Origin of the sequence: Candidatus Symbiopectobacterium sp. NZEC127 (assembly GCF_025962675.1) — a bacterium.
Taxonomy (GTDB): Bacteria; Pseudomonadota; Gammaproteobacteria; order Enterobacterales; family Enterobacteriaceae; genus Symbiopectobacterium.
In genome coordinates this window covers 278,121-296,423 of the sequence record NZ_JAGFPG010000002.1, presented here as the reverse complement: position 1 = coordinate 296,423, position 18,303 = coordinate 278,121, and the positions used below count along the sequence as shown (strand labels likewise).

Sequence of the window (18,303 nt, the reverse complement as noted above, 5' to 3'; positions counted from 1 at the left end):
ATAAATCTTCAGCCATTAACAATACCCTTCTACTGCCGCTCTCATGCCGCGATCGACGATCGCTTGCAGTTGCTGCGTAACCTGTTCTACCAATCCCGGCACCTGTGTCAGATCCTGTTCCCAGTGATCCGCATCGCTCAGCACGGTGGTAACCAGCGCTTGCAGCGAGGTGGTGCGATCGTTAACGCCGTGCCACAGGGTGCTATAGCGTTCCAGCCAGTGCGCATCATCTTGCAGCGGATAGGCTTCACCGTTGCGATCGCCGCGGTAGAACGCAATCAGCGCTGCCAATGCAAAGGTCAGACGCGCCGGTAATGCCCCTTTCTGCTCACGGTAGGCCAGCAGTTGCGGCAGGATACGGGTGCGGAATTTCGTCATGCCGTTCAGGGCAATGGATAACAACTGGTGCTGAATAAACGGGTTACGGAAACGGCTCAGTACCGCTTGGGCAAAGGACGTCAGCTCATCGTGCGGCAAATCCAGCACCGGAACGATCTCTTCGGCAATGGTTTTTTCCACAAAGCTGCTGATTTGCGCATCATTCATGGATTCGCCCACGGTATCCAGCCCGGCCAGGAAGGCGACCGGCACCAGCGCGGTGTGTGCACCGTTCAGAATCGCCACTTTGCGTTCTTTGTACGGCTTGATATCGTCAACGATGCGGATATTCAGGTCCAGCTTGTCGAGGCGCAGCTCTTGTGCCAGCGATTGCGGCCCCTGAATCACAAACAGGTAGAAGTATTCAGCGGTATCCCAGAAGGTATCCTGGTAGCCCATTTCCTGTTGCAGCGCTTCCACTTCGGCGCGCGGGTAGCCCGTCACAATACGGTCAACCAGCGTGGAGCAGAAGGTGTTGTTTTCGTTAATCCAGGTGACAAAGGCCTGCGGCAGTTCCCACTGCGCGGCATAGCGCAGCACCAGTTCTTTCAGTGCAACGCCGTTATAATCGATAAGTTCACACGGCAACAGCACCCAGCCTTTGTCGGCAGCACCGTTGAAGTGGTTGAAACGCTCAAACAGCAGGCGCGTCAGTTTTGCCGGATAGCTGACCGGCGGCGTATCCGTCAAACGATCTTCGGCGTGATAGCTGATGCCCGCTTCGGTAGTGTTGGAGAACACGAAACGAATATTGGCGTCATGTGCCAGTGCCAGATACTCGTCAAACTGACGGTAAATGTTGATTTCACGGTTAACAGAGCGGATCAGGCGCGGTTCACGCACCGCTTCACCCTGCTCATTCAAACCGCGAATGATTGTGGTATACAGCCCATCCTGAGTGTCTAATGAAGGCGGAAAATCGGTATCAATCGGACGAACGATCACCACACCCGCATCCAGATCGGTATGTTCGTTTAGCAAATCCAACTGCCAGTCGACGAACGCGCGCAGAAAGTTACCCTCACCGAATTGGATAATACGATCAGGATGTTGACGACCAGGGAAGTCACGACGATTCAATGTTTGCATTAAGAAGCTACCTCAGGACAGGAAGTGCGATCGGGGTCAGGTTGTTACCGCCCTGTCACCTTGCCCACGATACATGTCAAGGCGCGCGCACCTGCGCGCGCCCACGGTCTTATAATTCGATGGCGAAATAGTTTTTAGCGTTATCGAAACAGATGTTTTTCACCATGTCGCCCAGCAGGTTGATGTCTGCCGGTGCTTCGCCGTCTTCTACCCAGCGGCCGATCATCTGGCACAGGATGCGACGGAAATACTCATGGCGAGTGTAAGACAGGAAGCTGCGGCTGTCGGTCAACATACCGACAAAGCGGCTCAGCAGGCCCAGTTGCGCCAGCTGTGTCATTTGACGCTGCATGCCGTCTTTCTGATCGTTGAACCACCAGCCAGAACCAAACTGCATTTTGCCCGGCATGCCTTCACCCTGGAAGTTACCGATCATGGTGCCCAGCACTTCGTTATCGCGCGGGTTCAGGCAGTACAGAATGGTTTTCGGCAGCAGGTTTTCTTCATTCTGCTTGCTCAGCAGGCGAGACAGTTCTTGCGCCAGCGGACGGTCATTGATGGAGTCGAAACCAACGTCTGGCCCCAGCAGTTTAAATTGACGCAGGTTGTTGTTACGCAGTGCACCAATGTGGTACTGCTGTACCCAACCGCGACGCGCATATTCCGCCCCCAGCCATACCAGTACGGCCGTTTTGAACTGCGCCACTTCCACATCGTTCAGCGCAGCACCGCCCAAACGACGAGACAGAATGCCATCCAGCGTCGCTTCGTCGGCTTCGGCAAACAGCACCACGTCCAGCGCGTGGTCAGAAACTTTACAGCCGTGCGCAGCAAAGTGATCCAGACGCTTGGTCAGCGCGGTCTGCAAATCGCTGAAACGACGAATATCGGTATCAGACACTTCGCCCAGTTTCGCCATGTAGTCATTAAAGGTCGCCAACTCGATGTTGAAGGCCTTGTCCGGGCGCCAGCTCGGCAGCACTTTGACGTTAAAGCTGCCATCCGCGGCGATGGCTTTGTGATGGCGCAGATCGTCAATCGGGTCGTCAGTGGTGCCGACCATTTTCACGTTCATCTGCTGCATGATGCCGCGCGCGGTAAATTCATCACGCTCCAGCAAGGCGTTGCAGCGATCCCAAATCTCTTTCGCCGTACCCGGTGCTAACAGCGTACCTGTTACACCAAACGGGCGGCGCAGTTCCAGATGCGTCCAGTGGTACAGCGGGTTACCAATGGTGTGCGGTACGGTTTCTGCCCAGGCGGAGAATTTCTCCCAGTCGCTGGCATCACCGGTACAAAGACGCTCCGGCACGCCGTTAGTACGCATGGCACGCCATTTGTAGTGATCACCTTTTAACCAGATGTCATACAGGTTTTTAAAGCGGTAGTTTTCTGCAATCTGTTCAGGCGGCAAGTGGCAATGGTAATCAAAAATAGGCTGATCAGCCGCATAGTCATGATACAAACGACGAGCAAATTCGCTGTCTAACAGAAAATCTTCGCTAAGAAACTGGGGCATACTCTTCTTCCTCACCGTGCGCTCAGGCACAACATTGGCCTTTGTTGAAAGATATCACACCAATTATGCTGGATATCTCATATCATTAGTGAGGTCATGATCGCAAAAAATCATACGCCTGGCAAATTGGTCAGGACACCGCGCAGCAAGCTCTCAACACAGGCCGATATCGAACAAATTTTAGCAATTCCGCATAAATATAATGGTTTTGTGATGTCACTCAACTTTTAAAGTTGTATGACAAATTATTGTAGCGCCGTCTTGAACCGGTATTCAATCTCTATTCCATTCCCAAGAGAAAAAATTCTGGTCCAAATCAAAAGCAGGTTTCAAGAGAGTAAAAGGCGGCAAGGCGTCCTTATCGATGCGCCTTGCCACCTTCCTAAAAGTAAGCGCATATGACGCCACAAACCTACTCCGTTACTGAAACTCTGCGATTGCGCCCTTCTGGGAGGTGCGCTAGCCAACCTTGTTGGCTAATACGACACCGGTTGTTAGCACAGCTAGCGGCACGGTGTTATTTTTTTGACTCGGAGAGAAAACACAAATGCGTAAAATCAAAGGGCTACGTTGGTATATGATCGGGTTGGTGACCATTGGCACCGTGCTCGGTTACCTGACACGTAATGCTATCGCCGTTGCCGCCCCGACGTTGCAAGATCAGTTACATATCACGACACAGCAATACTCCTACATCATTGCTGCCTATTCCGCCTGCTATACCGTCATGCAACCTGTCGCCGGTTACGTGCTGGACCTGTTGGGCACCAAAGTCGGCTACGCCATGTTCGCCATCCTGTGGGCTATTTTCTGTGCCAGTACGGCAATGGCAAACAGCTGGCAAGGTCTGGCGCTGTCGCGTGGTTTGGTCGGCATGGCCGAAGCCGCCATGATCCCTGCGGGCCTGAAGGCGAGCAGTGAATGGTTCCCGGCCAAAGAGCGTTCCGTTGCCGTAGGTTACTTCAACGTCGGTTCCTCGATCGGTGCCATGATCGCGCCGCCGTTAGTAGTTTGGGCCATCGTGATGCACAGTTGGGAAATGGCCTTTATCATCACCGGTGCCTTGAGCATGGTGTGGGCACTGTGCTGGCTGGCGTTTTATAAACACCCGAAAGACCAGAAAAAGCTGACCGATGAGGAACGCGATTACATCCTGAATGGTCAAGAATCTCAGCATCAGTCGAATAACGCCAAGAAGATGTCTGCCTGGCAGATCGTGCGTAACCGCCAGTTTTGGGGTATCGCACTGCCGCGTTTTCTGGCTGAACCGGCTTGGGGCACGATTAACGCCTGGATCCCGCTGTTTATGTTCAAGGTGTATGGCTTTAACCTGAAAGAAATCGCCATGTTTGCCTGGCTGCCGATGTTGTTTGCCGACTTTGGCTGTGTGCTGGGGGGCTACATGCCGATGCTGTTCCAGAAGTATTTCAAAGTGAACCTGATCGTTTCGCGTAAAATGGTGGTCACGCTGGGTGCGGTATTGATGATTGGCCCTGGGATTATCGGCCTGTTCACCAGTCCTTATGTTGCTATCGCGCTGCTGTGCGTAGGTGGATTTGCGCACCAGTCGCTGTCCGGTGCCTTGATCACGCTCTCTTCTGACGTGTTCGGTCGTAACGAAGTGGCTACCGCTAACGGGCTGACCGGCGGCGCTGGCTGGCTGGCGAGCACCCTGTTTGCCCTGGTAGTTGGCGCATTGGCAGACACCATCGGCTTCGGTCCGCTGTTCGCCGTGCTGGCAGCCTTTGACGTGCTGGGTGCCATTCTGATCTGGGTCATTCTGCAAGACCGTCCTGCGGTGCAAGCAGAACAACCGGCAACGCTCGAGGCGGCACAGCAGCATTAATCACTGCCTGTCTCGCGGTTAAACCCGTCTTGATGCCCGATAACCCCGGTTATCGGGCATTTTTATTGCAGGCTGATAATGCATAACTGTGACCTTGATGTTGGTCGGCTTCACGAATAAGTGGTATAACAAATCTCGACGCGATGGTTTTCTCAGCCTTTTTTCGCCCCTGTGGTGAGGTTGCGGCGCAGGAAAGTCGCAAGGAAAGGTTCCCCATTTACGGACCGTCATCTATTAAAGAGCAAAGATATGGCACTCACTGAGCCCCGTCGACTATACCAACAGTTAGCCGCAGAACTTAAACAGCGCATCGAAAGTGGCGTTTATCTTGTTGGCGAGAAGTTACCCGCCGAACGCTACATTTCAGAAGAGATGAACGTCAGCCGCACGGTAGTGCGCGAGGCGATCATCATGCTGGAAGTGGAAGGCTACGTCGAGGTGCGCAAAGGCTCAGGCATTCACGTCATCTCCAATCAGCAAAGTCATCGCGTCCCCAGTGGCAGCGATATCGAGTTTGTCACTGCCGGACCGTTTGAGCTGTTGCAGGCACGCCAGTTAATCGAAAGCAATATTGCCGAATTTGCGGCGACTCAGGTGACGCGTCAAGACATTGTCCAGTTGATGGAGATTCAGGAATATGCGCGTCAGGAGGACCGTTTCCGTGATTCCGAGTGGGATCTGAAGTTTCACATTCAGGTGGCGTTAGCGACACAGAACTCCGCCATGGCCACTATCGTGGAAAAAATGTGGAGCCAGCGGATACACAACCCCTACTGGCTTAAATTGCACGAACACATTGACGACCGTTCGATAGAAAGCTGGTGCGAAGAGCACGATCAAATCCTTAAAGCATTGATCCGCAAAGATCCCTACGCCGCCAAGCTGGCGATGTGGCAGCACCTGGAAAACACCAAGCAAATGCTGTTTCGTGCCACCACCGATGACTTCGAATTCAACGTTGACCGCTATATGTTTGCCGAAAATCCCGTCGTGCATCTTGAGCCGATCACTGCGCACAAATCCTGAGCACCCGCACAAAAAAACCTGTCGCCTCTGTCACTTAACAGAGGCAAAAACGTCTGAAAATACCCGTTAGTGTCAAAAAATGTAAAATCGGGCGCAAAAAAACCTTTTCTCTCAAATAGCAGCGATAAATCTCACATTTTCCTGTGATAATTCTCTATCTCAACCTTTAGGCTTTTGTTACAGTTAGAAGCTCTTTTTAACGCTTAATCCGGTATTTCCGGCGTTACTGCCGCCAAGACGCAACAATACACGTTCGTCGGGCAAAATGGATTAAGCTAATGAGATAGATGAACATCGGTATGTTCTACTCTAACAGCGCTCACCATGGCGAGCCGGTGTACATAATGACCCTTGCAGTCGGTGTATTTCATCGCCGATGGGCCACGTAGCATGCTGTTGTGTTAGGAATACCGAATGGAATTAATTAAAGAACTTGTTAATGCGCTTTGGCACCAAAATTTCGATATTCTCGCTGACCCCAAACTGGTTTGGACGCTCTATTTTATTCTGTTCATGATCCTGTTTTTGGAAAATGGTCTGTTACCCGCGGCCTTTCTGCCCGGAGACAGCCTGCTGGTATTGGTCGGCGTGCTGGTTGCCAAAGGTACGATGAATTATGCATTCACTATTGCGTTGTTAACCACCGCCGCCAGCCTTGGCTGCTGGGTAAGCTATATTCAAGGGAAGTGGCTGGGGAATACCCGGGTAGTACAAGGCTGGCTCTCTCATCTCCCCGCACACTATCACCAGCGTGCGCATCTGTTGTTCCACCGTCATGGGTTGTCCGCGCTGCTGGTTGGCCGTTTTCTCGCCTTTGTTCGCACGCTGCTGCCTACCATTGCCGGGCTTTCTGGGCTGGACAATACGCGCTTTCAGTTTTTCAACTGGATGAGCGGGCTGCTGTGGGTGTTGATCCTGGTGTCGCTCGGGTTTGCGATAGGCAAGACGCCGCTTTTCATGAAGTATGAAGACGAGTTGATGTTTTGCCTGATGATGTTGCCACTGGTGTTATTGTTCGTCGGTCTGTTCGGTTCACTGCTGGTGTTGTGGCGTAAGAAACGCGCCGACAATGCTGGAAAAGGGAACTAACGTGTTATTCGGTTGGCGTTATCTGAAAGCCATCTGGCGCATGATGATCCTGGTGATGCTGCCGATTATCCTGCTGACCCAGACACCGAGCCGTCAACAGGATGAAACGTTGCTGCAAATTTTTCCTCACCATCAGGGTGCCCCGCTCCCTGATGGCTTTTACGTTTACCAGCGTCTTAATGAGCGTGGTATCGCCATCAAAAGCATTACCCCTGCGCCGGACAGTCTGATTGTCAGGCTGGCTTCATCGGAGCAGACCTTTGCCGCGCGTGAAGCACTCCGATCCTCGCTTCCGCAGGCAAAAATCATCACTCAGCAGCCGCCTAAGCCCGTTCCTTTCTGGCGGCAAAAGCTCACGCAAAAAACTGCAACACTGGGGTGAAATGATATGAAAAAAGTAGCCGTTTTCCGTGGATTTGTTATCGCAAGTCTGGCGTTCTGCACCATCAACGCCTATGCCGCTGACGCAAAAGTACCGCCAGCAGGCACCTGCGCAGCCAAAGCCTATGATATCGAACAGCAGTTGGCGCAGGCTCGCCAGCACCGTAACGCAGGCCAGATTCAAGGTCTGGAGACGGCGCTGCGCAGTGTGCAAACTCACTGTCAGGATGATGACCTGCGCGTCAAACGTCAGCAAAATCTGGCTGAGAAACAAGCGAAAGTCGCGGAGCGAGAAGCGGAATTACGCGAAAGCCAGCAATCCGGTGCCAATGCGGACAAGATTCAAAAACGGCAGGGAAAACTCGCCGAAGCCCAGCAAGACTTGCGTGCGGCCCAGCAGGAAATCACCGCTGCCGGTGGGCAGTAATCCATCAGGTTCCGCTGGTATTGATTGCCGCCCACCCCATGTTCATAGACCCAGGTTGGGCGCGTTTTATGGTATTACCCAGCGCTTACAGCAGCTTATCAGAATTATCTCGTCCCACTTCGCCATTCCAATCGTAAAAGTTGAGCTATAGTTAATACTCGTTATTTATCCAAAAGGAGTTAATCATGGCTAAAGATCAACAATCTGAACTGTTGCGCAATGAGTTGAAATCACTGGCGGATACCCTGGAAGAAGTCTTGAACTCCTCAAGCGATAAATCCAAAGCGGAATTGGAAAAATTACGCAGCAAAGCGGAAAGCGCACTGAAGGACACGCGCTCACGGTTAAGTGAAACCGGCGAACGTATCGTTAACCAGACCAAAGAAGCTGCTGATTACGCGGATGACTATGTTCGGCAGAACCCGTGGACCGGCGTAGGTATCGGCGCTGCGGTAGGGGTTGTGCTGGGCGTTTTGCTGGCACGCCGCTGATTGACGGGAGTTCAGTAATTTTTTATGACTGAAAAACAACGACAGGGCCCCGCTAGCGGGGCTATTGCTTCAGCGCAGCGTATCCTGACGCTGCTTGTCGGCATTGTGGAAACGCGCCTTCGTCTGGTTGTCATTGAGTTAGAAGAAGAAAAGAATCATCTGTTGCAGCTGCTGCTGCTCACCGGACTCACCCTTATTTTCGCCGCATTCGGTCTGATGAGCCTGATTGCACTGATTATTTGGGGTCTGGAGCCAGAATACCGTTTGTTGGCATTAGCCTGGATCACCGCCACGCTGCTGGGTCTGGCACTGATTATCGGCCTGTGGACACTCGCCAAGGCGCGTCGCGCCACGCTGCTCAAAGCCACGCGTAAAGAACTTCGCACCGACAGAGCGCTGCTGGAAGAGGAGGAAAAATGAATCGTCAGCAGCGCCGGCAAGAAAAGACCCGACTGTTACGCCAGATTGAGCAGCAGCGTATCGATGTGATTTATGAAAGAAGAGTGTGGCTGGAAAAAACAGCCCGCTACGATGGTTACTGGCTGCGCATCATGGCGTGGCGTCGCTACTGGCTGCTCGCTTCCGGCGCTGCCGCGCTGTATGGCGTGCGCCACCCAAACCGGCTGATTCGTTGGGCCAGACGCGGCATTGGCCTGCTGGGAGCACTACGGCTGCTGCGCAAAACGCTGTCGCCCCGCTAGGCACCACGGATTGCTGGCACATATTCAGATTTTCTGAAAAAAACAGACAATTTAACTCGCTGGAATCCAAATCATTTCCCCCATAGTATTTGCTCCATACCGGATGTGCAGATGATATCCCCAGAGATATCCTGCTGTAGAGCGGCATACAGACCTGTTGCCAGCCCCCCTTTCCCTTGGAGACAAATGATGAAAAATTTAGAAAATACTGCGCTGCTTATCGCTCGCATCTTTATGCCAATCCTGTTCATCGTGGCAGGTTACGGCAAACTGGGTGATGCTTATGCGGGCACCGCGCAATATATGCAGGCGATGGGCGTTCCGACTTTTCTGCTGCCGCTGACCATTCTGCTGGAGCTGGGCGGTGGCCTGGCGGTGCTGTTCGGTCTTCTGACTCGCACCGTAGCCCTTTTCACGGCAGGATTCACGCTGCTAACTGCCCTGCTGTTTCACACTAACTTTGCCGAAGGCGTAAATCAGTTGATGTTCCTGAAGAACCTGACCATCGCAGGCGGTTTTCTGCTGCTGGCAGTAACGGGTCCAGGCGCTTTCAGCATCGACCGTATTTTGAATAAAAAGTGGTAATACCGTAGTTTTATACCAAAGCAGTCTGATGCCAACACCAGGCATACCCTTTCGCACCAGCGGCGCAGTACTCTGCGCCCTGGTTTTTACATTGATGATGGAGGACCTATGGGACAACTGATCGATGGCGTATGGCACGATACCTGGTATGACACCAGCAAGACAGGCGGTCACTTCAAACGCACCACAGCGCAGTTTCGCCACTGGATAACCCCGGATGGCGCGCCGGGCGTTACGGGCGAAGGTGGCTTCGAGGCCCAAGCCAACCGCTACCACCTCTATGTTTCGCTCGCCTGCCCCTGGGCGCACCGCACCTTGCTGATGCGTCAGCTTAAAGGGTTGCAGGAACACATCGGTGTGTCCGTGGTGCATCCGCTGATGTTGGATCATGGCTGGACTTTCGGCATCGATTTTCCTGACACCACCGGCGACTCACTCTATCAGCACGAATTTCTCTATCAGCTCTACCTGCATGCCGATACCGATTACAGCGGACGCGTTACCGTTCCCGTACTGTGGGACAAAGCGAGCCACACCATCGTCAGCAACGAATCCGCTGATATTATCCGCATGTTCAATTCGGCGTTTGATGGCATTGGCGCAACGCCCGGCGATTACTACCCGGAGGCGCTGCGTACGCAAATTGATGCGTTAAACGAATGGATTTACCCCACCATCAATAACGGCGTGTACAAAGCGGGATTTGCGACCTCGCAAAGCGCCTATGATGAAGCGGTCAATGGCGTATTCGAGGCATTAGATTCGTTGGAAGTCCGTCTGGCGCAACAGCGTTACCTGACAGGCAACGCATTGACTGAAGCCGATATTCGGCTGTGGACCACGTTACTGCGCTTTGATCCGGTCTACCATACTCATTTCAAGTGTGACAAACGTCGGCTGGCAGACTACCCGAATCTGTTTGGGTTCCTGCGCGATACTTACCAAATTCCTGGCATTGCGGATACCGTGAACATCCCACATATCCGCCATCACTACTATCGCAGCCACGGTACCATCAATCCGCACGGCATTATTTCCATCGGGCCAGAAAACGACCTGAGCGCGCCGCACGGGCGCGACAGATTTAATGAGCGGACGGTTTAATCAGCAAACGATCGTCGCGAGCAGCACATCACGCCTGGTTCAGCGCTTTGGGCAATTCGCGCAAGAACCAGGATTTTGCCTCGCCCATGCTGTCACGACGCCAGGCCATGATAATCTGGCTCTCCATGGAATATTCCGGGCTGACAACCCGCAAGCGCCCTTCGGCAATATCCCTGGCGACCATCGGGTAAGGCATGGTGGCAACGCCCAATCCCGCCAACAGCGCGCGGCGTTTATCATCAATAGAACTCACCGTTAAACGCTGCTGCTTATCCAACAGTTGCACGGTCAATACCGGGCGTTCACGCGCGGTATCCGCCACTGCAATCCCGCGATATTTAATACGAGTCACATCCGACAGGGGCTCAGGCTCCTGATGAATAGGGTGGTCCGGGCTGGCAACGTAAACGTTGTTCATGGTGTATAGCTTGCGCGTATTCACTTCGGAAGAGGCGCGAAAGTGCATATCAGGGGCAATCACGATATCGGCCCGCCCCTGCTCCAAACGCTCCCAGGCACCGGCCAGCACCTCGGTCAGCAATGACACTTGGGTATTAGCCTTCAGCGCCAGCTTATCCAGCAGGGGAAACAACTTCTCGGTAGGGATCAGCGCTTCAACGACAATGGTGATATGGGTTTCCCAGCCGCGTGCCAGCGCTTCCGCATCGGTGGTGAGTTTATCCGCCGCTTCGAGCAGGATTCTTCCCCGTTCGAGCAACATCCGGCCCACGTTGGTAAATTTAGTGCGGTGACCTGAGCGATCAAAAAGCACGACGTCGAGCTCTTCTTCCAGCTTCTGCATGGTATAGCTCAGCGCCGACGGCACGCGCCCCAGCTCATCAGCCGCCGCCGCAAAGCTGCCACGGCGATCGATGGCGTCCATCACTCGCAGCGCTTCCAGCGTTAATGCCCGATCTTTTGCCATTTATTCACTCATTCAGGAATTTTGAATATACCCACCAGATTAACTAGCTAACAATCCAACGTCCACACAATTACTATCTGTTTAGTATAATTTTTGAGGTGCAGAACCATGATCACATGCAGAACAGCGGAACAGTGCGGTCAAGCTGACTACGGCTGGCTGCAAGCGCGCTACACCTTCTCCTTCGGCCATTATTTCGATCCTGAACTGTTAGGCTTTGCCTCACTGCGCGTGTTGAACCAGGAAGTCCTCAAGCCAGGCGCGGCATTTCAGCCACGTACCTACCCGCAGGTCGATATTTTAAATATTCTGTTGCAAGGTGAAGCGGAATATCGCGACAGCAACGGCGGGCATATCCGCGCAAAAGCGGGTGACGTCTTGTTATTGGCGGCACAGCCAGCGGTAAGCTACAGCGAGCACAGCATCAGCGATGAAACGCCGTTGACGCGTTTGCAACTGTGGTTCAATGCCTGCCCGTCACGGGAAAACAGCGCGTTGCAACGGCTTGCACTGTGCAATGCAAAGGTCAAACTGCTCGCCTCACCGGAAGGTGAAAACGGCAGCCTGCAACTTCGCCAGCAGGTTTGGGTACATCATCTGCAACTCGATGAGGGTGAACAGCACACCTTTACGCTCAACGGCAACCGCGCCTACTTTCAGGTGATTCACGGTGCGATGGAAGCCATGACGCCGCAAGAGAACGCAACGGTATTACAGTGTGGAGACGGCGCCTTCATTCAGCAGGAAAAACAGCTGACTATCCGCGCCAAAGCCCCGTTGCGCGCGCTGCTGATCGATTTGGTTGCCTGAGTCGCTTTCTCGGCGCTTTGATGGATTATCACAGCGCACCCCGCGCCTTACATGGTAAGATGGAGGACGTGTTCATCATCATGCGGTAGGATCAGGCCAATGGATTCAAGCGACCAAGACAAACTCCTTGCCCAGGCGGAAAGCATTTGCCAGCAGCGCAATGTACGCCTTACGCCACAGCGACTCGAAGTGCTTCGGCTGATGGCACAGCAACACGGCGCGATCAGTGCTTACGATCTGTTGGATCTGCTGCGCGCCTCAGAACCACAAGCAAAACCCCCTACCGTATACCGCGCACTGGATTTTCTGCTGGAGCAAGGGTTTATCCATCGTGTGGAATCGACCAACAGCTATGTCATGTGTCACCACATTGAAGAGCATAGCCATACTTCAGCGCTGTTTATTTGCGATCGTTGCGGGCAAGTTACGGAACGCCAGACGGAAGGCATTGAAGCCATTCTTCAGCAGTTGGCACAAAGCGCCAATTTCACGCTGCGTCACAGCGTGGTCGAGGCACACGGCCTGTGCGAAGCCTGTCAGGAAGTGGCTGATTGTCGTGAACACGGGCACTGTCACCATGACCATACGGTGCCCATCAAGAGTGCGAAACCCGGACGTTGATCTGAAAGGCTGATACATCACCGACAAGGCTTTCCCTGAAAGAAACGCCCTGTCGGCTAACGGCGTTTAGCTCCACTCACCGTTGCGGATAACACCGACGGCCAGTCCTTCAATGCTGAAGCTCTGCTCACGCAAATCAACCACGATGGGAGAAAATGCGTCATTCTCCGCCAGAAGTTGTACGGTGTTACCTTGACGTTTCAAGCGCTTAACCGTCACTTCATCTTCAATGCGCGCCACCACTACCTGGCCGTTACGCACCTCTTGGGTTTTATGCACGGCCAGCAAATCACCGTCTAATATACCGATGTCTTTCATAGACATACCGCTGACGCGCAGCAAAAAGTCGGCGTGCGGTTTGAACATGGCCGGATCGACCTGATAGTGACACTCGATGTGCTCTTGCGCCAGCAGCGGCTCACCCGCGGCGACACGGCCAATCAGCGGCAGTCCAACATTTTCTTCTTCCATCAACAGGCGGATCCCGCGTGATGCGCCGGAGACGATTTCAATCACGCCTTTGCGCGCCAGCGCCTTCAGATGCTCTTCCGCTGCGTTCGGTGAGCGGAAACCCAGTCGCTGGGCGATTTCGGCACGCGTTGGCGGCATGCCGGACTGCGCAATATGATCGCGAATCAGATCATAGACCTGCTGCTGTCTGGTTGTTAATGCTTTCATCCCGCCCCCTGGTTGTTTATACAGTTTATCTGTGAGTATATACAGGTCATCGCGGCTTGGGAATGACAGAGAGGCAAATACCCGTGTTTTTATGAGCGTTGCCCCAAAATCATGCTGAAATCACCCCAGGATGAGGGGCCAGAGAATGCTGACCCAGACAATGCCGGCAAACACCAAGGCCACAAACACGGCCGCCGATCCGATATCCTTGGCGCGCCCGGACAGTTCGTGATGCTCGGTTCCCACGCGATCGACAACCGCCTCAATGGCGCTGTTGACCAGTTCCATCAGCACCACTACCACTACCACGCCAATCAGCAATAGCCGCTCCAGCAGTGCTACGGGCAGCCAACACGCGACCAGCACCGCTACGACCAGCAGCATCAGTTCTTGTCGAAATGCAGCTTCGTGCTGCCATGCCTGTTTCAGCCCTTTGAGGGAGTACCCGGTTGCCTTGATAATCCGAGTTACCCCGGTAGCCTTATTCATGTTTTTTCACCCGTTTATCAGAGATTTTTTGCAATTTTCCCGTAACACCGTTGTCTCACACCACAGATCTCCCTTGTACTTTCTGGTATCCTTGCGGCGCATTGCTACTCAAGAGGCTTCTGGTTGTTATGTCCGGCTGGCGTAAAATTTACTATAAATTACTGAATTTCCCACTCAAATTGTTAGTGAAAAGCAAGATAATTCCTAACGATCCCGTGGCGGAGTTAGGGCTAGATCCTTCTCGCCCCATTCTTTATGTGCTGCCTTATAACTCACAGGCGGATTTACTGACGCTGCGCGCAAAATGCCAAGCGTTAGAACTGCCGGATCCGCTGGAACCCACGGAAATTGACGGTGTGTCGCTGCCCAGCCACGTATTTATTAACGATGGCCCACGCGTATTCCGCTATTACACGCCGAAGCAGGAATCCGTCAAACTGTTCCACGATTATCTGGATCTGCACCGCAACAATCCCTATCTCGATGTGCAGATGGTGCCCGTTTCTGTCATGTTTGGCCGCTCTCCGGGCCGTGAAGGACAGCACGGTGCCACGCCGCATCTGCGTCTGCTCAACGGGATTGAGAAATTTTTCGCTGTTATCTGGTTGGGACGCGACAGCTTTGTACGCTTCTCCAGCATCGTGTCGCTGCGTCACATGGCAACCGAACACGGCACTGACAAAACCATAGCGCACAAACTGGCGCGTGTCGCACGCATGCACTTTGCCCGTCAACGCCTGGCCGCCGTTGGCCCGCGTTTGCCGGTACGTCAGGAGCTATTCCATAAGCTGCTGGACTCGAAGGCCATCAAGAAAGCCGTTGAAGATGAGGCGCGCAGCAAGAAAATCTCCCATGAGAAAGCGCAGCAAAATGCTATCGCCCTGATGGAAGAGATCGCAGCGGACTTCTCTTATGAAGCCGTGCGGCTGTCAGATCGCATTCTGAGCTGGACCTGGAACCGCCTGTATCAAGGCATCAACGTACACAATGCCGAGCGCGTACGCCAGTTGGCGCAGGATGGCCATGAGCTGGTCTACGTGCCTTGCCACCGTAGTCACATGGACTACCTGCTGCTCTCCTATGTGCTTTACCACCAGGGTCTGGTTCCCCCCCATATCGCGGCAGGTATCAACCTGAATTTCTGGCCAGCAGGCCCGATTTTCCGCCGTCTGGGTGCTTTCTTTATTCGCCGGACCTTCAAAGGCAACAAGCTCTACTCCACCATTTTCCGTGAATATCTCGGTGAGCTGTTCTCTCGCGGCTACTCCGTTGAGTACTTTATGGAAGGGGGGCGTTCGCGCACCGGCCGTTTGCTGGAGCCCAAGACCGGCACGTTGGCCATGACCCTTCAGGCGATGCTGCGCGGTGGTACGCGCCCCATCACGCTGGTGCCGATTTATGTGGGTTATGAGCATGTGATGGAAGTGGGCACCTATGCCAAAGAGTTGCGCGGTGCTACTAAAGAGAAAGAAGGCCTGATGCAGATGGTGCGCGGATTACGCAAACTGCGCAATCTGGGGCAAGGCTATGTGAATTTTGGCGAGCCACTGTCGCTGACGCCTTACCTCAATCACCATGTGCCGCAGTGGCGCGAGGCGATCGATCCGATTGAAGCGCAGCGCCCTACCTGGCTCACGCCTACCGTGCAAAATATTGCCGATATCATCATGGTGCGCATTAACAACGCTGCAGCCGCCAACGCCATGAACCTGTGCTCCACGGCACTGTTGGCATCACGTCAGCGCGCACTGACCCGTGAACAAATGCATGAGCAACTGGACTGCTATTTGCAATTGCTGCGCAACGTGCCTTACAGCAAAGATGTCACTGCGCCGAAAAAGACAGCGCCGGAACTGCTGGAACACGCGCTGGCAATGAACAAATTTGAAGTTGAACAAGACAATATTGGCGAGATCATCATTCTGCCGCGCGAACAGGCCGTGTTGATGACCTATTACCGCAACAACATCCAGCATTTGCTGGTGCTGCCATCGATGATCGCCAGCATTATCATGCACCGTGGCAGGATCACGCCGGATGAATTAACACGACAGATGTCGTTGATTTACCCATTAATTCAAGCCGAACTGTTCTTGCATTACAGTAAAGAGGCACTGCCTGCGGTCATTGAAACGTTAACCACGGAGTTGGTGCGTCAGGAACTGATTGTCATCAAACAAGATGCGCTGGTGCTAAATCCGCTGCGAATTCGCACGCTCCAACTGCTGGCTGCCGGTGTGCGGGAAACCCTGCAACGCTACGCGATTACGCTGTCATTACTCGGCGCTAACCCGGAAATGAACCGCGGTACCTTGGAAAAAGAAAGCCGCAATATGGCCCAGCGTCTGTCGGTGCTGCATGGCATTAACGCGCCTGAGTTCTTTGATAAGGCCGTGTTCTCAACGCTGGTAGCCACGCTGCGTCAGGAAGGCTACATCAGCGACAGCAGCAGCGTGGATACGCGCAGTACGCTGGAGCTCTATCGTATTCTGAGCGATTTAATCACACCGGAAGTCAGGTTGACGATTGAAAGTGCCAGTACACCGGCCAGCGCAGAACCGGAAGACGAAAAGCAGGAAGTAGCGCAAGCGTAGTGTTGCGTTAAAGCACCATCCGTTACCGCTTTACTCCGGCATCACACGCCCTGTGTGATGCCGGGGACCATCACAGCCCCAGCACAATTCCCGCAAACAACACCATGCCCACATAGTTATTGTTGAGGAACGCACGGAAACAGGCATCGCGCTCACGCCCGGCGGTCAGCCATTGCTGATAACCAAACAGACCAGCCGCCATCAGCACCGTCAGGAAAAATGCGGCGCCCAGCTTCATTTGCATGCCTAGCACCACCATCAACGCCAGCATGCTCGCCTGCAACAAGCCGATGATCAAGGTATCAAAGCGCCCGAACAGAATAGCGGTGGATTTGATGCCAATCTTGAGATCATCATCGCGATCGACCATGGCATATTGCGTGTCATAGGCGACAGTCCAGCAGATGTAGGCTAAAAACATGATCCAGGCGCTGGCGGGCAGCGATTCGCTGACTGCGGCATACGCCATGGGGATCGACCAGCCGAAGGCTGCGCCCAACACAAACTGCGGCAGATGGCTGACGCGTTTCATGAAGGGGTATATCCATGCCAACGCCAACGCCGCCACGGAGAGCCAAATGGTCATGCGATTCAACGTCAGCACTAGCGCAAACGCCAGTAGCACCAAAACGACAAACAGCACTTTTGCCGATTGCTCGCTCACCAGGCCGCTGGGTAAAGGGCGAGACGCGGTGCGTTTGACATGCCCATCAAAATGGCGGTCGGCGTAATCATTGATCACACAGCCTGCCGCGCGCATCAGAAACACCCCCGCGACAAACACCAACAGCGTCCACGGTCTCGGCACACCGCCACCCGCCAGCCATAATGCCCAGAGGGTTGGCCAGAGCAACAGCAGGGAACCGATCGGCCTATCAATTCGCATTAACCGACAGTAAGCGCCCCATTTTCCCGCTGTCATACTTCGTTCCAACGTCATTTCTCCTTAACGGTTACCCTGGTCAACGCCTTGAAAATGATACGCAGGCGACGAGGGCAAAAACAATTCTGTCAGCAGTATCGGCTGATTAAACAAACGCAAACGGGATCGCCGAGCCCACAGGTTTTCACAGCGTCCAATGTGTATGTAATCGCGTTGCAGGGAGTTCTGTTTGAACAGATAGCGCCCGAGCGGTGTATTACCAAGCGTAGTCAACGCGGACACCGAGGTGTCAAGGGCTGAGGGCGGAATCAGCGTTCTGGCGGCCACCCAGGGCTGTCCATCGCCGTAGATTATCACCTCTCGCAGCCAATAACGCGCGCAGTCAGGCAACTCGTGCTGTTCATCACCCAGCATCTCAGCCGCAATGTAACCATTATAGTACGGCACCACCGTCAACTGTGTGCAATGTCGTTCCAGCCGCTGCGTCATCGAACCGGTCTCTGTCAGCCAGGTATCGACGGGGGATGGTAACGCCATCGGCGTTTCTTTTAACCAATCGGTCGCGTGCAACCATTCTATGGTGCGCAGCAGTGTTAGCGCTGCATCGGACATATCCCTACTCCAATGGTGGCTGTTGTAACGCACAAAACATCACGCCTCAGCACAC

The 18,303-nt window shown here is 53.7% G+C and carries 20 protein-coding genes; 13 read left to right on the top strand and 7 right to left on the bottom strand.

The window, feature by feature from the left end; genetic code table 11:
• Positions 1 to 15 precede the first annotated feature (15 nt).
• Together J5069_RS11435 and uxaC are read right to left on the bottom strand one after the other, a co-directional pair.
• The gene (locus J5069_RS11435; RefSeq protein WP_264644010.1) at positions 16 to 1,467 is read right to left on the bottom strand and encodes a tagaturonate reductase; all 1,452 of its coding nucleotides are present in this window, start codon (positions 1,465 to 1,467) and stop codon (positions 16 to 18) included.
• A 109-nt stretch (positions 1,468 to 1,576) separates the two neighbouring features.
• Positions 1,577 to 2,986: a glucuronate isomerase gene (gene uxaC / locus J5069_RS11430; protein ID WP_264644009.1), complete on the bottom strand. Its 1,410-nt coding sequence runs from the start codon at positions 2,984 to 2,986 to the stop codon at positions 1,577 to 1,579.
• A gap of 547 nt (positions 2,987 to 3,533) precedes the next feature.
• Here uxaC and J5069_RS11425 point away from each other — a divergent pair.
• From J5069_RS11425 to J5069_RS11380, 10 genes are all read left to right on the top strand, one after another.
• On the top strand, positions 3,534 to 4,832 hold the full coding sequence (locus J5069_RS11425; protein WP_264644008.1) for an MFS transporter: 1,299 nt from the start codon (positions 3,534 to 3,536) through the stop codon (positions 4,830 to 4,832).
• Between the two features lie 249 nt (positions 4,833 to 5,081).
• Positions 5,082 to 5,858 (top strand): transcriptional regulator ExuR, encoded by a 777-nt coding sequence (gene exuR, locus J5069_RS11420; protein ID WP_264644007.1) that lies wholly within the window; start codon positions 5,082 to 5,084, stop codon positions 5,856 to 5,858.
• 414 nt (positions 5,859 to 6,272) lie between these two features.
• Entirely contained in the window at positions 6,273 to 6,947 is a 675-nt protein-coding gene (locus J5069_RS11415; RefSeq protein WP_264644006.1) for a DedA family protein, read from the top strand.
• 1 nt (position 6,948) lies between these two features.
• Positions 6,949 to 7,329 carry an EnvZ/OmpR regulon moderator MzrA gene (gene mzrA / locus J5069_RS11410; protein WP_264644005.1) on the top strand — a complete coding sequence of 127 codons (381 nt, stop codon included), beginning with the start codon at positions 6,949 to 6,951 and terminating at the stop codon, positions 7,327 to 7,329.
• Between the two features lie 6 nt (positions 7,330 to 7,335).
• Positions 7,336 to 7,755, top strand: coding sequence for a DUF1090 domain-containing protein (locus tag J5069_RS11405; RefSeq protein ID WP_264644004.1), 420 nt, complete (start codon positions 7,336 to 7,338; stop codon positions 7,753 to 7,755).
• 185 nt (positions 7,756 to 7,940) lie between these two features.
• Positions 7,941 to 8,246, top strand: a complete 306-nt coding sequence (locus J5069_RS11400) for a DUF883 family protein (protein ID WP_222159365.1) — start codon at positions 7,941 to 7,943, stop codon at positions 8,244 to 8,246.
• Positions 8,247 to 8,270: 24 nt separating this feature from the next.
• Positions 8,271 to 8,666 carry a phage holin family protein gene (locus J5069_RS11395; protein ID WP_264644003.1) on the top strand — a complete coding sequence of 132 codons (396 nt, stop codon included), beginning with the start codon at positions 8,271 to 8,273 and terminating at the stop codon, positions 8,664 to 8,666.
• Complete coding sequence (locus J5069_RS11390; RefSeq protein ID WP_264644002.1) at positions 8,663 to 8,947, top strand: YqjK-like family protein; 285 nt, start codon at positions 8,663 to 8,665, stop codon at positions 8,945 to 8,947. The genes J5069_RS11395 and J5069_RS11390 overlap by 4 nt, the downstream gene beginning before the upstream one ends.
• Positions 8,948 to 9,136: 189 nt before the next feature.
• On the top strand, positions 9,137 to 9,532 hold the full coding sequence (locus J5069_RS11385; protein WP_264644367.1) for a DoxX family protein: 396 nt from the start codon (positions 9,137 to 9,139) through the stop codon (positions 9,530 to 9,532).
• A 108-nt stretch (positions 9,533 to 9,640) separates the two neighbouring features.
• Positions 9,641 to 10,636, top strand: a complete 996-nt coding sequence (locus J5069_RS11380; protein WP_264644001.1) for a glutathione S-transferase family protein — start codon at positions 9,641 to 9,643, stop codon at positions 10,634 to 10,636.
• A gap of 28 nt (positions 10,637 to 10,664) precedes the next feature.
• On the opposite strand, the gene J5069_RS11375 is transcribed toward J5069_RS11380, so the two are convergent.
• Positions 10,665 to 11,561 carry a LysR family transcriptional regulator gene (locus J5069_RS11375; RefSeq protein ID WP_264644000.1) on the bottom strand — a complete coding sequence of 299 codons (897 nt, stop codon included), beginning with the start codon at positions 11,559 to 11,561 and terminating at the stop codon, positions 10,665 to 10,667.
• Between the two features lie 108 nt (positions 11,562 to 11,669).
• On the opposite strand from J5069_RS11375, the gene J5069_RS11370 reads away from it, so the two are divergent.
• Positions 11,670 to 12,371: a pirin family protein gene (locus J5069_RS11370; RefSeq protein ID WP_264643999.1), complete on the top strand. Its 702-nt coding sequence runs from the start codon at positions 11,670 to 11,672 to the stop codon at positions 12,369 to 12,371.
• Between the two features lie 99 nt (positions 12,372 to 12,470).
• On the top strand, positions 12,471 to 12,992 hold the full coding sequence (zur, locus tag J5069_RS11365; protein WP_264643998.1) for a zinc uptake transcriptional repressor Zur: 522 nt from the start codon (positions 12,471 to 12,473) through the stop codon (positions 12,990 to 12,992).
• Between the two features lie 66 nt (positions 12,993 to 13,058).
• Here the strand turns inward: zur and lexA are convergent, their stop codons facing one another.
• Together lexA and J5069_RS11355 are read right to left on the bottom strand one after the other, a co-directional pair.
• Complete coding sequence (gene lexA, locus J5069_RS11360) at positions 13,059 to 13,670, bottom strand: transcriptional repressor LexA (protein WP_264643997.1); 612 nt, start codon at positions 13,668 to 13,670, stop codon at positions 13,059 to 13,061.
• 120 nt (positions 13,671 to 13,790) lie between these two features.
• Positions 13,791 to 14,159, bottom strand: coding sequence for a diacylglycerol kinase (locus J5069_RS11355; protein WP_264643996.1), 369 nt, complete (start codon positions 14,157 to 14,159; stop codon positions 13,791 to 13,793).
• 128 nt (positions 14,160 to 14,287) lie between these two features.
• Here J5069_RS11355 and plsB point away from each other — a divergent pair, with 128 nt between their 5' ends.
• The gene (gene plsB, locus J5069_RS11350) at positions 14,288 to 16,753 is read left to right on the top strand and encodes a glycerol-3-phosphate 1-O-acyltransferase PlsB (protein ID WP_264643995.1); all 2,466 of its coding nucleotides are present in this window, start codon (positions 14,288 to 14,290) and stop codon (positions 16,751 to 16,753) included.
• 70 nt (positions 16,754 to 16,823) lie between these two features.
• Here plsB and ubiA read toward each other — a convergent pair whose 3' ends face one another.
• Together ubiA and ubiC are read right to left on the bottom strand one after the other, a co-directional pair.
• Positions 16,824 to 17,693 (bottom strand): 4-hydroxybenzoate octaprenyltransferase, encoded by an 870-nt coding sequence (gene ubiA / locus J5069_RS11345; protein WP_413542225.1) that lies wholly within the window; start codon positions 17,691 to 17,693, stop codon positions 16,824 to 16,826.
• A gap of 6 nt (positions 17,694 to 17,699) precedes the next feature.
• Positions 17,700 to 18,248, bottom strand: coding sequence for a chorismate lyase (gene ubiC, locus J5069_RS11340; protein WP_264643994.1), 549 nt, complete (start codon positions 18,246 to 18,248; stop codon positions 17,700 to 17,702).
• Positions 18,249 to 18,303: the final 55 nt, after the last annotated feature.